Below are 13,487 nucleotides of genomic sequence, written 5' to 3'. Positions count from 1 at the left end.
GGCGGTGCCGAGTGGCGGACAGGCCCCGATTCTAGCCGACGCGCACTTCCGAAAGCCTGCCACGGCGTGCCTGTGGGAGCGCTGAAACGGATGGCGCGCCGCGCCGATCCGGTCGGATCAGCCGGGATTCGCCGTGGCGCAGCGCTCCTCGGCCGCGGTGAGGCCGGTCACGTCCTGCGGCAGCTGCTCCGCGGCGGGCACGGTCGCGGGAACCGTGGGCACGGGCGTGTCGGCGGGGTCCGATGCGGGCGGCTGGTTCGCGGCATCCGTCGGCGGCGCGTTCGGGTCGGCCGTGCCGTACGACGCCTCGCTCGTGGCGTTCGGGTCGAACACCACGGGTTCGTCCTGCTGCAGCGCCCGGTTCACGATGTCGGCAGACGACGTCGGCTCGACGGCCGAGAAGTCCCACGTGTAGGCGGTCGGGTACTGGATGAAGGCGATCTTCTCGAGGTCGACGTCGGCGAGCGTGCGCGCGACCGAGATGAGCCGGCCCGGATCCTGCAGGGACGTCGACAGCGTCATGTTCTGCAGGACGGCCTGCGCGATGCCGTAGAGCTTGACCGGATCCCGAAGCGTGCCGCTCGACTGCAGGGTCCGCGCCAGCGACGCCAGGAAGGTCTGCTGCACCGAGATGCGGCCGAGGTCGCTGCCGTCGCCGACGCCGTGGCGGGTGCGGAGGAAGGCGAGCGCGTCGTAGCCGGAGATCTTGTGGCGCCCGGCGTCGAGCTTCAGCCCGGAGCGCGGGTCGTCGATCGGGTCGACGAGGCACACCTCGACGCCGCCGACCGCCTCCGACAGCGCCGCCACGCCCTTGAACTGCACGATGCCGCCGACGGGGATGGTGATGCCGGTGAGCTGCTCGATGGTCTTCGCCACGCAGGGCAGGCCGCCCCAGGAGAGCACCTGGTTGAGCTTCACGTCGTAGCCCGGCGGAAGCGTGCTCGAGGCGTCGGCCGGGTCGGTGCACTCGGGCACGTCGACCAGCATGTCGCGCGGGAAGCTCACCACCTCGACGTGGGAGTGGTCCTGGGAGATGTGCAGCAGCATCGTGACGTCGTTGAGCTCGGCCGAGTCGATCTCGGGGTCGCCGAACGACCCGTCGGCGGGTCGCTTGTCGCTGCCGACGAGGAGGAAGTTGAGGCCGCCCTCCATCGCGCCGATGTCAGGCACGTCGGCGAGGATCTCCTCGCTCTCGAACACGACGCCGGGCTGCACGCCGCGCACCAGGTTGCCGACGGCGTACGCGCCCACCGCCGTCGCGCTCACGGCGACCACGGCGACCGCGGCGCCGACCACCTTCGCGACCGTGCGCACCGTCGAACGACGGGTGAGACGCCCGTGACGGGCCGGCGGCACGTCGGCCTCGCCGAGCACCGGGGTGCCCGTGTGCGTCCGTGAGGGCGCGGGCGGCACGGGCGTGTCGATCAGCCCATCACCGGCGGGCGCATCGGCCGCGGGCGCAGCGTCGATCGGCGCATCGCTCGTGGGCGCATCGGTCTCGGGCGCATCCGTGCCCGCGTCGCCGTCCGTCGCCGGCGCCGCCCCGTCGCGCTCCGCATCACGCGGACCCGGATCCTCATCGCCCATTCGCGTGTCCCCCACCGTCGATCCTACTCGCGGCGGGGCGGCACGGCCGTCAGGGCAGGGAGTCGAGAACCGCCGCGAGTCCCGCGTCGTCGATCGTGCCGGTCGCCTCGCTCGCGGCCGCCAGCACCTCGCCGGGCGCCTGCCCCATGGCGACGGCGCGACCCGCCGCCTTCGCCCAGTGGAACATCTCGATGTCGTTGCGTCCGTCGCCGACCGCGATGACCCGGCGCAGGGGCACGTCGAGCCAGCCGCGCACGCGTTCGAGCGCCGTCGCCTTGTTCACGCCGTCGGGGGCGATGTCGAGCCAGGCCGTCCAGCCGACGGCGTAGCTGACGTGGTTGAGGCCCATCTCGTCGACGATCGCGAAGAACTCGTCGAGCTCGTGGTCGATCGACGTCGCGACGACGCGGATGGCGGGCTGCCCGAGCAGTTCGTCGAACTCGACCTTGCGGGCACGCTCGAGGTTCCAGTCGGTCATGCCCTCGGTGAAGAGCCGGTAGCCGTCGGCCAGCTCGACGAGGAAGCGGCCGCTCGGCAGGACCTCGCGGATCTGCCGCAGCACCGGCGTGGCGTCGAACGTCTCGACGTGCGCCTGCACCCAGCCGTCTGGCGACGAGGGGTCGCGCCGCATGGTCATGGCGCCGTTCGCGCACACCACGTACTCGGGGTCGAGCTCGAGGTGCTCGAGCACGGGCCTCGTGGTCGACCACGATCGGCCGGTCGCGAGGGTGACGCGGTGGCCGCGGGCGACGGCGGATGCCACGGCGTCGGCCACGCGCGCGTCGATCGACTCGTCCTCATGCATGATCGTGCCGTCGACGTCGAGCGCCACGAACCAGCGGTCGGCCTCGGTCGCGGGGGCGGGGGCGTCCCGTCGAGCCGCGCTGCGCGGCATCCGCTCGCTCATCGCTCCACGGGGCGGAGCACCTCGAGGCCGCCGAGGTAGCTGCGGAGGGCCTCGGGCACGACGACCGAGCCGTCCTCCTGCTGGTGCGTCTCGAGGATCGCGACGATCCACCGGGTCGTGGCGAGCGTGCCGTTGAGGGTCGCGACCGGCGCCGTCTTCCCGCTCTGGGTGCGGTGGCGGATGTCGAGGCGCCGGGCCTGGAACGTCGTGCAGTTCGACGTGGAGGTGAGCTCGCGGTACGCCTGCTGCGTCGGCACCCACGCCTCGACGTCGAACTTGCGCGCCGCGCTCGAGCCGAGGTCGCCCGCGGCGACGTCGATCACGCGGTACGCCAGGCCGAGCGCCTGCAGCATCTCCTCCTGCCATCCGAGGAGCCGCTCGTGCTCGACCTCGGCGTCGGCCGGGTCGACGTACGAGAACATCTCGAGCTTGTCGAACTGGTGCACGCGGATGATGCCGCGCGTGTCCTTGCCGTGGCTGCCCGCCTCGCGGCGGTAGCAGGTCGACCAGCCGGCGTAGCGGATGGGGCCGTTCGACAGGTCGAGGATCTCGTCGGCGTGGTACCCGGCGAGCGCGACCTCGCTCGTGCCCGTGAGGTAGAGGTCGTCGGCCGGCAGGTGGTAGACCTCCTCGGCGTGCGCGCCGAGGAAGCCGGTGCCCTGCATGATCTCGGGCCGGACGAGCGTGGGCGTGATGAGCGGCGTGAAGCCGTTCGCGATCGCCTTGTCGAGTCCCATGTTCATGAGCCCGAGCTGCAGGCGGGCACCCACGCCCTTGAGGAAGTGGAAGCGCGCACCCGACACCTTGGCGCCGCGGGCCATGTCGATGCCGTCGAGCAGCTCGCCGATCTCGAGGTGGTCGCGCGGCTCGAAGCCGAACGCGGGGATCTCGCCCACCTCGCGCAGGATGTCGAAGTCCTCTTCGCCGCCGGCCGGCACGCCCTCGATGACGACGTTGCCGATGCGCTGGACGGCCGCGCCGAAGGCCTCCTCGGCGGCGCTCGCGTCGGCGTTGGCCTGCTTGACCTTCGCCGCGAGCTCCTGCGCCTGCGCGACCAGGGCGGCCTTCTCCTCCTTCGGCGCCTTCGCGACCTGCTTGCCGAACGCGTTCTGCTCGGCGCGGAGGGTCTCGAACGACGCGATGGCGGCGCGGCGCGCGGCATCCGCGGCCACCGCCTCGTCGACGAGGGCGGCAGACTCGCCGCGCGCCTCCTGCGAGCGCTTGACCAGGTCTGGGTTCTCGCGGAGCAGCAGCGGGTCGATCACCCGTGCAAGTGTAGTCGCGGCATCCGGCGGCACCCCCGCGCGGTCAAGCCCCCGGCGCGAAGACGGCCGCACGGCTCGCTCGCGGCGACCATGCCCTAGATTCAACCCATGAGGGCTGGCGACGAACAGGTGACGGATGCCGCGGGCGGCAGCAAGCGCGCCGCGGTGATCTTCAACCCGATCAAGGAGGGTGTGGAGGAACTCCGCACCGTGGTGACGGAGGTCGAGCGGGAGCACGGCTTCGGCCCCACCCTGTGGCTCGAGACGACACCGGAGGACCCGGGCACCGGGCAGGCGCGGAAGGCCGTCGAGGAGGGCGTCGACCTCGTCATCGCCGCCGGCGGCGACGGCACGGTCCGCGCGGCGGTCGAGGGCCTCGAGGACTCGGGCATCCCGGTCGGACTGATCCCGCTCGGGACCGGCAACCTCTTCGCCCGCAACCTCGACATCCCGGTGAACGACATCCCCGCCGCGACCGCGCTCGCGTTCACGGGCGTCGACCGCGCCGTCGACGTCCTCCGCGCGCGCGTGCGGCGCCCCGACGGCACCACGCACACCGAGGTCTCGCTCGTCATGAGCGGCATCGGGTTCGACGCCGCCATGATCGCCAACACCGACCCCGACCTGAAGAAGCGCGTCGGCTGGCTCGCCTACGTCGACGCGGGCATCCGCGCCATCCCGAACTCGGCGCCCTTCCGCGTGGCCCACCGCATGGACGACGGCCGCACGCACCGGTCGCGCGTGGCCAGCGTGCTCATCGCCAACCTGGGGTACCTCCCCGGCAACATCGAGCTCATCCCCGAGGCGGCCATCGACGACGGCCGGCTCGACGTCGTCCGCCTGCAGCCGCGGAACGTGTGGGGCTGGCTCATGGTGTGGCGGAAGGTCGCGTGGGAGAACCGGGTGCTGCGAAAGACCGCGCTCGGCCGTCAGCTCATCGACCTGACCGGCGGCAACAAGCGCCGCGAGGTGGTGTACGCCAGCGGTCGCACGGTCGACATCGTGATCGACGGCGAGGCGCAGGAGTTCGAGATCGACGGCGAGGAGATGGGGCAGATCACCGCCGCCCGCTTCGCGATCGACCCGAAGGCGCTCGTCGTCCGCGTCGCCGAGCAGACCGCCGAGCGGGCGTCCGAGGAGGCCACGGAACGCGCGACCGAGAAGGCGGCCGCGGGTGAACCGCCGGCCGACGAGGAACTCGACAGCGAACTCGACGAGGCGGAGCTCGAGGCGGCCGAGGCCGCCGCCGAGGAGGCGGTCGCGACCCAGCCCGTGTCCGGCGAGATCTCGACCGCGGAGATCGCCGCCGCCGACGTGGCGGCGTCCGAGCGGGACGACGCCGAGCGGTAGACCCCGGTCAGCCGGCGCGACCGCGGGACCGCACGCGTCAGTCCTCCTCGGGCTCGCCGCTCAGGATGCCGCGCAGCCAGTCGCGCGCCTCGATGAAGATGTCGTCCTCGTACTTGGAGTGGTACTGCGCCTCGCGCCGGTCGGCGCGGGCGTACGAGCCGAGGAAGATGACCTTCGGGCTGAAGCGGCGGAGGCCGAGCAGCGCGTCGGCGACCCGCTCGTCCTCCACGTGGCCCTCGAGGTCGACGACGAACCGGTACCGGCCCATCTCGTCGCCGATCGGGCGGGACTGCAGCAATGACAGGTTCACGCCCCGCGTCGAGAACTGCTCGAGCATGGCCAGCAGCGATCCGGGCTCGTCATCGGGCAGCTCGACGATGAGGCTCGTCTTGTCGGCGCCCGTGCGCGGGGCGATCCGGCGCGACCGGCTCACGAGCACGAACCGCGTCATCGCGTTCGGGTTGTCGCCGATCGACTCGGCGAGCACGTCGACGTCGAGGTGGTCGACGATGCCGGGCGGGGCGACCGCGGCATCCGCCAGGCCGTTCTCGAAGAGGGATGCCGCGGCCTGCACGTTGCTCGTCGCCGGGATGTGGCCGTGCTCGGGCAGGTGGCGCTCGAGCCAGCCCCGCGACTGCGCGTACGCGACCGGGTGCGCGTTGACGACGCGGACCTCGTCGAGCCGCGTGCCGGGGCGCGCGACGAGCACGAAGTTGACCGGCACGAGGTACTCGCCGACGATGCGCAGGCCCGGGACGGTCGCGAGCGCGTCCTGGGTGGCGGTCACGCCGCCGTCGACGGAGTTCTCGATCGCGATCATCGCGGCGGTGGAGCGCCCGGCGAGCACGTCGGCGAGCGCCTCCCCGACGTTGTTGACGCTGCGCCAGTGCTTGCCGGCGGCCTCGGGCACCTGCTTGAGCGCGGCCTCGGTGAAGGTGCCGGCCGGGCCCAGGTACGAGTACGTCTCGTCGGGTCGTGGCGTCGCGGCATCCGTCATGCGCCCAGCCTACGGCGCACGCTTTTCTCAGGAGTTCTTCGGCGGGTCGGGGCAGGGTGCGGCGTGTTCTCCTGAGAAAGCGGCAGATGCGGCGAACACTCCTGAGAAAGGGATGGTGCAGCGATGACCGAGACGACGGATGCCGCCACGCGGCGTCGCACGCTGCCGACCGACGCCGAGCGGCTCGACGCCCTCGTGCGCATGAAGCGGCTCGCGACGAGCCTGCTGCTCGTGGCCGCGGTGGTGTTCGCGTTCGCGTTCGCCCTGCAGGACTCCGTGCCCTGGCTGGGCTACGTGCGCGCCGCCGCGGAGGGCGCGATGGTGGGCGCGCTCGCCGACTGGTTCGCGGTCACCGCGATCTTCCGCCACCCGATGGGCCTGCGGATTCCGCACACCGCGATCATCCCCAACCGCAAGGACGAGATCGGCGCGGCGCTCGGCGCGTTCGTGCAGGACGAGTTCCTGCGCGACGACGTCGTGCGCGACAAGCTGCAGCGCATGGGGCTCGCCCGGCGCGCGGGCGAGTGGCTGCGCGAGCCCGCCAACGCGGAACGGGTCGTCACCGAGGCATCCGTCGCCGGGCGCGGCGTGCTCACCCTGCTCTCCGACGACGACGTCGCCGAGGTGCTCGAGCAGCTCGCCCGACGGCACCTGCTCGAACCCGAGTGGGGACCCGCGATCGGCCGGGTCGGCGCGCGACTCGTCGAGGCCGACCAGCAGCGCGCCGCGGTGGACGCGGTGTTCGAGCGCGCCGAGGCCTGGCTCGCCGAGCACCCGGAGGCGTTCGGGAGCATGGTGTCCGAGCGGCTCCCCCGCTGGATGCCGGGCTTCGTCGGCCGCGTCGTAGACGACCGGGCCCACCGCGAGATCGTCGGGTTCGTGGCCGGGGTGCGGGAGGACCCGCGACATCCGCTGCGCCTCGCCATCGACGAGTGGCTCGCCGAACTCGCGCACGACCTGCAGCACGACCCGGCCGTGATCGCGCGCGTCGAGCAGCTGAAGCACGACCTCGCCGACAGCCCGCGGCTGCGCGAGTTCGCCGGCGAGGCGTGGTCGTCGATCAAGGAGACGGTGACCGCCGCGCTCGACGACCCCGACAGCGACCTGCGGCGCCGGGCTCGCCGGGCGCTCGCCGAGCTGGGCACGCGACTCGCGACCGATGCGGCGCTCGCGGCGAAGGTCGACGCGTGGGTGACGGATGCCGCGACCTACGTCGTCGGCCGCAGCCGTCACGAGATCGCGGGGCTCATCACCGAGACCGTCGAGCGGTGGGACCCCACGGAGACGACCGAGAAGCTCGAACTGCAGGTGGGGCGCGACCTGCAGGTCATCCGCATCAACGGCACCGTCGTGGGGGCGCTCGCGGGCCTCACGATCCACGCGATCGCGACCACCGTCCAGTCCCTCGCGTGAGCCCCTTCTCAGGAGTCCTGCGTCCGGCGGCGCGTGTCGCCGGCGTGTCGTCCTGAGAAAGGTTCCGTTCCGCCGCGCCGCTCCTGAGAAGAGTGCGAGGGAGGCGCAAGGGGTGTCGCCGATCCGGAGGGCGCGGCAGGATGGGGGCATGCACGAGCGAGCGGGAACTCCGGCGACCGAATCCGACCTGATCGACGTGGAGGCCCTGCTCAGGGCGTACTACGACCGGCATCCGGATGTCTCGATCCCGGAGCAGCGCGTCGTGTTCGGCACCTCGGGGCACCGCGGGTCGAGCCTCAACACCGCCTTCAACGAGGACCACATCCTCGCGATCACGCAGGCCGTCGTCGACTACCGGAACAGCCAGGGCATCACCGGCCCGCTGTTCATCGGCGCCGACACGCACGCGCTGAGCGGCCCCGCCCAGACCACGGCGCTCGACGTGCTCGTCGCCAACGGCGTGCGCGTGCTCGCCGACGAGTTCGACGACTACGTCCCCACGCCGGCGCTCAGCCACGCGATCCTGAAGTGGAACAACGACCCCGCCAGGCGCGCCGAGGGCGAGGCCGACGGCATCGTCATCACGCCGAGCCACAACCCGCCCCAGGACGGCGGCATCAAGTACAACCCGCCGCACGGCGGCCCGGCCGACTCGGATGCCACGAAGTGGATTGCGGACCGTGCCAACGAGCTCATCGCCGGCTCGCTCCGCGAGGTGAACCAGGCCGAGCCGAGCGCCGTCGAGACGTACGACTTCCGCGGCAACTACGTCGAGGACCTGGCGCAGATCATCGACTTCGACGCGATCAGGGCGAGCGGCATCCGCATCGGCGCCGACCCGCTCGGCGGTGCGTCGGTGGGCTATTGGGGCGCCATCCGCGACCGGTACGGCATCGACCTCGAGGTCGTGAACGAGAAGGTCGACACGCGCTGGTCGTTCATGACGCTCGACTGGGACGGCAAGATCCGCATGGACCCCTCGAGCCCGAACGCGATGGCGTCGGTGCTGGCCAACCGCGACCGCTTCGACATCCTCACCGGCAACGACGCCGACGCCGACCGGCACGGCATCGTCACGCCCGACGGCGGACTCATGAACCCGAACCACTACCTCGCGGTCGCGATCGAGTACCTCTACACGCACCGTCCCGGCTGGCCGGCGGATGCCGCGATCGGGAAGACCCTCGTCTCGAGCTCGATGATCGACCGGGTCGCCGAGGCGCTCGGCCGGAAGCTCGTCGAGGTGCCGGTCGGGTTCAAGTGGTTCGTGCCGGGCCTCCTCGACGGCTCGGTCGCCTTCGGCGGCGAGGAGAGCGCGGGCGCCTCGTTCCTCCGCAAGGACGGCACGGTGTGGACCACCGACAAGGACGGCATCCTGCTGTGCCTGCTCGCATCCGAGATCCGCGCGGTCACGGGCAAGAGCCCCTCGCAGCTGTACGCCGAGCTCGTCGAGCGGTTCGGCGACCCGGCCTACGAGCGAACGGATGCCGCGGCATCCGCTGCGCAGAAGGCCGCGCTCGGCAAGCTCGACGGCGCCGCCATCTCGGCCACCGAGCTCGCGGGCGAGCCGATCCTCGCGAAGCTCTCGTCGGCGCCGGGCAACGGCGCGGCGGTCGGCGGCGTGAAGGTCGCGACCGAGCACGCGTGGTTCGCGGCCCGCCCGAGCGGCACGGAGGACGTGTACAAGATCTACGCCGAGTCGTTCCGCGGGCCGGAGCACCTGGCCGAGGTGCAGGCCGAGGCGAAGCGGATCGTCGACGCGGCGCTGCAGTCCGCGGGCTGACGCGCGCGCCCTCGACGCCGGCCGGCGGGGCGCCGACCCGGCCGCCTCAGGCGGCCGAGCGCGCGCCTTCGACGAGCGCCTCGTACGCGAGCTCGGGTCCAGGCCGCTCGGCCTGGCGCGCCGCGGCGTCGTCCAGACGCGACCGCGCGGCGGGGTCGAGGTCGAGCACGCGGCGCAGCGCGACGGCGAGGTCGTCGACGGATGCCGCGTTCGGGTCGAGCGCGACCCCGAACCCGGCACGCTCGATCGACGCGGCACCCGCGAACTGGTCGGTCGAGAACGGCAGCACGACGAGCGGCACCCCGGCGCCGATCGCCTCGGTCACCGAGTTGTTCCCGCCGTGCGTGACGGCCGCCGCGGCGTCGTCCAGCAGGCGCACCTGCGGCAGGTAGCGGCGCACCAGCCAGTCGTCCGGGAGGTCGCCGAGCTCCGCGGCAACGGTCGACCCGGTGGCCACGGCCGCCCGCAGACCGAGCTTCCGGAGCGCCTCGACGACCCGGCGCAGCACGTCGCCGCGCACGGAGAGGAAGCTGCCGAAGCTCACGTAGACGAACGGCCCGGCGCCGGCGATCCACCGCTCGATGTCGTCGTCGACCCGCTCGATCCGCCGGGCGGAGCCGAGGAACCGGTGCGGCGGCAGGAGGTTCCGTCTGTCGTCGTCGGCCAGCTCGGCCGGCGAGTTGTACAGGACGAGGGGCCCGTGCTCGGCGAACGCGTCGGCCGTCGGCGGGTGCGACGGGGCGAGCTCGCGTGCGGCGGCGTTCCACTCGGCGGTGAAGCGCGCCGAGACCCGCTCGCAGAGCTCCCGCAGGCCTGCGAGCTCGGCGGGCTCGGGACGGAAGGCGGACGGCCACGCCGGCGGATACCCGTACACCTCGTCGCCGACGGGCAGGGCGGTCGGGTGGCCGAGCACGACGTCGCCGTGCGGGACGCCCCCGGTCTGCAGCCCGAGCCGAGCACTGAAGGCCAGGTGATCGACGATCACGCGGTCGGGACGCACCTCGTCGACGATGCGGCGCACGGCACGGGCCGCCTCGACGGGCCGCGACATGAGGTCGGTGAGCCGTTCCGCGGCCTGGTACGCGAGGGTCGGCACGGCCCCGTCCCGGGTCGCGGCGAAGAAGCCGCGCAGCGACTCGCCCTCGCCGACTGGCTGCTCGTCGGCGGCGATGACGCCAGGGTTGCTGCCGCGACCCAGCCGCAGGTCGACCCGCTCGAGCCCGAACTCCTCGACGATGGCGGCCGTGGCCGGCCCGGTCGCGACGACGACGCGCTCGCCGCGATCGCGCCACGCGGTGGCGAGCGTGGCGAGCGGCAGCAGGTGCGAGGCGTAGTCGGGACTGATCACGAGGAGCGTCATGCGACCGCCTCGGCGCGGCGGAGCAGTTCGGCCTCGGCCCGGGCGACGCCGTCGTAGACGCCGGCGAGCGCCTGCGACATCCGCTCGATGGTGAATTCGGCCCGCACCGTCGCCCGGGACAGGTCGGCTCGCGAGTCGTCGCCCGCCGCCGCTTCGCCGCCGGCCGTGTCGAGCGCGGCGGACAGCGCCGCGCGGAGGCGGTCCGGTTCGGACGTCGCGGTGAGGATGCCGGTGACGCCGTCGTCGACGTACGTCGCCGGTCCCCCGCCGTCGGGGGCGACGACGAAGAGGCCGGTCGCCATCGCCTCGAGGATCGCGAGGCCGAACTCCTCCTTCATGCTGGCGCAGGCATACACTCCGCCGGGGGCGGCGAGGTCCGGCAGGCCGACGCGGGCGGCCGCCATCCAGCGAGCGGTGACGCCGTTCGGCCGGTGGCCCGCGAGGATCAGTCCGGCGGCGGCGCGATCGGCCGGCGGCACGCAGGCGTCGATGCGGTCGAGCTGCTCGCGCTCGTCGGGTGACGGATGCCGCAGGTCGCCTCCCACGATGAGCAGGTTCGCTCGCGATGCGAGCCCGCTGCCGGCCCACGCCTCGACGAGCGCCGCCATGCCCTTCACGCGGTGGAGCCGCCCGACGCTGATGACGATCGGGAGTCCGCGGCGCTCCGGGGCGAGGTCGGCGAGGAGGTCGCGGAGTTCGGCGATCGCCGGTCTCGGCGCGCCGCCGTCGGCGTGACCGGTCGCCTCGGCCACGGCCCCCTCGATCGTCGCGAAGTCGACGCCCTCGGGCACGATCGTGTGCCGTTCGGCATGCGCGGTCAGGTCGACGCCGACGAGCCGGAGCAGGTCCTCCTCGAGTCGCGGCCGCGGGAACAGCACCGTGTGGGCGGCGTTCGCCGCGACGCGCTGCACGAGCCGCGCGCGGAACCAGAAGTGCTCGGCGAGGTCGGTGCGCCCGAAGTTCTCGCGCGTGAGCCGGCCGGCGCGGTCGAGGGTCTCGATGACCCCGTGGGGGTCGGGAGCGAGCGAGAACACCACGGGGATGCCGAGCTCGCGGGCGGCCTCGACGGCGGCGAGCGTCCCCACGTCGGCCATCCGGAGGTGCAGCGCGTCCACGCGCCCGGCCGCGCGGAGCACGCGACGGATGGCGCGCTCGGCCGGAACCCGGAGCGGCCACGCCGCCGCGGACGGCACCGGGTCGTGCAGCAGCGGGATGCGGCCGTACACGTGGCCCGCGGCGTCCTCGCGGAGGGCGTCGAGGTCGACGACCGCCTGCCGTGCCGATCCGCGCGAGAGGGTGAGCACGCGCCGGATCCCCGCGTCCGGCGACGCCGCGAGCGCATCGCCGAGCCGGACCAGCAGCGTGGCGATGCCCCCGTTGTCGCCCGCGCCCGCCGCGCTGAGCGCGGGGTCGATGTCGGCGTGCAGGAAGAGCTGCGCGACCGTGATGCCGGAGCGGGCCGTCCGGGTCGCCGCGTCGGGCGCGGGTTGGGCGAGGTCCGCCAGCGCGAGGCGGGCCACGTCCGCCAGGAGCCCGTCGCCGTCCGCGAGGCGCTCGAGCTCGGCGAGCGGCTCGGGGCTCGCGGGGCGGTCGCCGAGCGCGGCGATCGCGGCCACGCGGACGGGCTCGGGCTCGGCGGCATCCGTCGCCACCCGGACGAGCGCGGCCGTCGCGATCGGGTCGCGGACGAGGCCGAGCGTCTCGACGAGCCGGGCGCGGGCTGCGGGCTCGCGAACCCCGAGGAGGGCGCCCTCGACGCCGACGACGAGCGGGTCGGCGTTCGACTCGGCCCACTGCTCGAGGGGGCGCTGCGCGATCATGCCCGTGAAGCCGCCGTCCGTCACGAGGCGGAGCAGCGCGCCCATCGCGTCGGCCCGCGGCAGACCTGATGCGAGCGCCCATGCGGCGTGCTCCCGGAGGAACGCGCGCTCGTCGGACAGCAGGCGCACGAGCAGCTTCGCCGCCCCCGCGTCGAACACCCCGGCGAGCGCGTGCGTCGCCGCGATCGCGGTGAGCTCGTCGTCGCCCTGGAAGGCCTGCGCGAGCACGCGCACGGTGCGGAGTCCGGGATCGCGGCTCGCCTCGAAGGCGAGGTCATCGGCCAGGCGCATCGCATCGACGATGGCCGGCGCGCCCGTGACGGCGTCGAGTGCGGTCTGAACGCCCATCGGTGGTCCCCTCGTCGGCACGCGCGGGCGGGCTCCGCGGCGTGACACCGGTGCGGGCGCCGGAATGCCGCCCCCTCGCGGATCATATGGTCGCGAGGTTGACGATTCGCTACGGCTTGCTGGGAATGCGGTGAGGGCCGGAGGGTCGCTCGCTGGACGCGGTCGGGCGTCAGCCCACGACGACGGTGCGGCGGGGGCCGCTCGTCGGGCGGCGGTTGCCGACGCGGTCGGCGCGGTGGCGCGGATGCCGCGGGCGCTCCCCCGCGGGCCCGGCGACGAACGACGACCGGGCGACCTGCGGCCGCGGTGCGCTCGTTCCGGTGGCCGCCTGCTCGCCGGCGAGGCCGTGGCGACGCGCCGCCGCCGCGCGGTCCTCGGCCGCCTCGGCGGCGAGGCGCTCCTCGACGAGTCGCCGCTGCTCGAGCAGTGCCGTCTCGATCGACTGGCTCCGCAGGTCGTCGAGCTCGGCGAGTTCGGCGGCGGGTCGGCGGTCGTCGTCGACGCTGGCCCCGGGCAGGGCGAGGTCGAAGCGCGCGGCGGCCTCGGGATCGGGGGCGCGGAAGGTCGAGCGGCGGAACGTGGGGAGGAGGATCTTACGAGGCACGGTGGGCGGGGGTTCTCATGTCGGCATTAAGGGGGACATGACCATGAGAACAC

At 73.5% G+C, this 13,487-nt stretch carries 10 protein-coding genes; 3 read left to right on the top strand and 7 right to left on the bottom strand.

The window, feature by feature from the left end:
- Window positions 1-117 precede the first annotated feature (117 nt).
- From AVP42_RS08925 to serS, 3 genes are read right to left on the bottom strand one after another with little or no spacing between them, the layout of a single operon-like run.
- Complete coding sequence (locus AVP42_RS08925) at window positions 118-1,602, bottom strand: LCP family protein (RefSeq protein ID WP_157356774.1); 1,485 nt, start codon at window positions 1,600-1,602, stop codon at window positions 118-120.
- Window positions 1,603-1,636: 34 nt separating this feature from the next.
- A complete protein-coding gene (locus AVP42_RS08920; protein ID WP_067948205.1) occupies window positions 1,637-2,482 on the bottom strand; it encodes an HAD family hydrolase in 846 nt (281 codons plus the stop codon).
- Between the two features lie 8 nt (window positions 2,483-2,490).
- Window positions 2,491-3,759 carry a serine--tRNA ligase gene (gene serS / locus AVP42_RS08915; protein ID WP_067948203.1) on the bottom strand — a complete coding sequence of 423 codons (1,269 nt, stop codon included), beginning with the start codon at window positions 3,757-3,759 and terminating at the stop codon, window positions 2,491-2,493.
- Window positions 3,760-3,867: 108 nt separating this feature from the next.
- Between serS and AVP42_RS08910 the strand changes: the two genes are divergently transcribed.
- Window positions 3,868-5,109, top strand: a complete 1,242-nt coding sequence (locus tag AVP42_RS08910) for a diacylglycerol kinase family protein (RefSeq protein WP_082847124.1) — start codon at window positions 3,868-3,870, stop codon at window positions 5,107-5,109.
- 37 nt (window positions 5,110-5,146) lie between these two features.
- On the opposite strand, the gene pheA is transcribed toward AVP42_RS08910, so the two are convergent.
- Entirely contained in the window at window positions 5,147-6,106 is a 960-nt protein-coding gene (pheA, locus tag AVP42_RS08905) for a prephenate dehydratase (protein ID WP_067948200.1), read from the bottom strand.
- Window positions 6,107-6,229: 123 nt separating this feature from the next.
- On the opposite strand from pheA, the gene AVP42_RS08900 reads away from it, so the two are divergent.
- Window positions 6,230-7,519 (top strand): DUF445 domain-containing protein, encoded by a 1,290-nt coding sequence (locus AVP42_RS08900; protein WP_067948198.1) that lies wholly within the window; start codon window positions 6,230-6,232, stop codon window positions 7,517-7,519.
- Window positions 7,520-7,667: 148 nt separating this feature from the next.
- A complete protein-coding gene (gene pgm / locus AVP42_RS08895) occupies window positions 7,668-9,302 on the top strand; it encodes a phosphoglucomutase (alpha-D-glucose-1,6-bisphosphate-dependent) (protein WP_067948196.1) in 1,635 nt (544 codons plus the stop codon).
- 46 nt (window positions 9,303-9,348) lie between these two features.
- On the opposite strand, the gene AVP42_RS08890 is transcribed toward pgm, so the two are convergent.
- The 3 genes from AVP42_RS08890 to AVP42_RS08880 all read right to left on the bottom strand — a co-directional run bounded on the left by AVP42_RS08890 (window position 9,349) and on the right by AVP42_RS08880 (window position 13,434).
- A complete protein-coding gene (locus AVP42_RS08890) occupies window positions 9,349-10,662 on the bottom strand; it encodes a glycosyltransferase (protein WP_067948194.1) in 1,314 nt (437 codons plus the stop codon).
- On the bottom strand, window positions 10,659-12,830 hold the full coding sequence (locus AVP42_RS08885) for a glycosyltransferase (RefSeq protein ID WP_067948192.1): 2,172 nt from the start codon (window positions 12,828-12,830) through the stop codon (window positions 10,659-10,661). The genes AVP42_RS08890 and AVP42_RS08885 overlap by 4 nt, the downstream gene beginning before the upstream one ends.
- Window positions 12,831-12,999: 169 nt before the next feature.
- A complete protein-coding gene (locus tag AVP42_RS08880) occupies window positions 13,000-13,434 on the bottom strand; it encodes a hypothetical protein (RefSeq protein ID WP_067948190.1) in 435 nt (144 codons plus the stop codon).
- Window positions 13,435-13,487: the final 53 nt, after the last annotated feature.

The organism is Agromyces sp. NDB4Y10, assembly GCF_001620055.1.
GTDB classification, from domain to species: Bacteria; Actinomycetota; Actinomycetes; order Actinomycetales; family Microbacteriaceae; genus Agromyces; species Agromyces indicus.
Note: the sequence above shows the minus strand (reverse complement) of the source record. Positions and strands in the feature narration are given on the sequence as shown.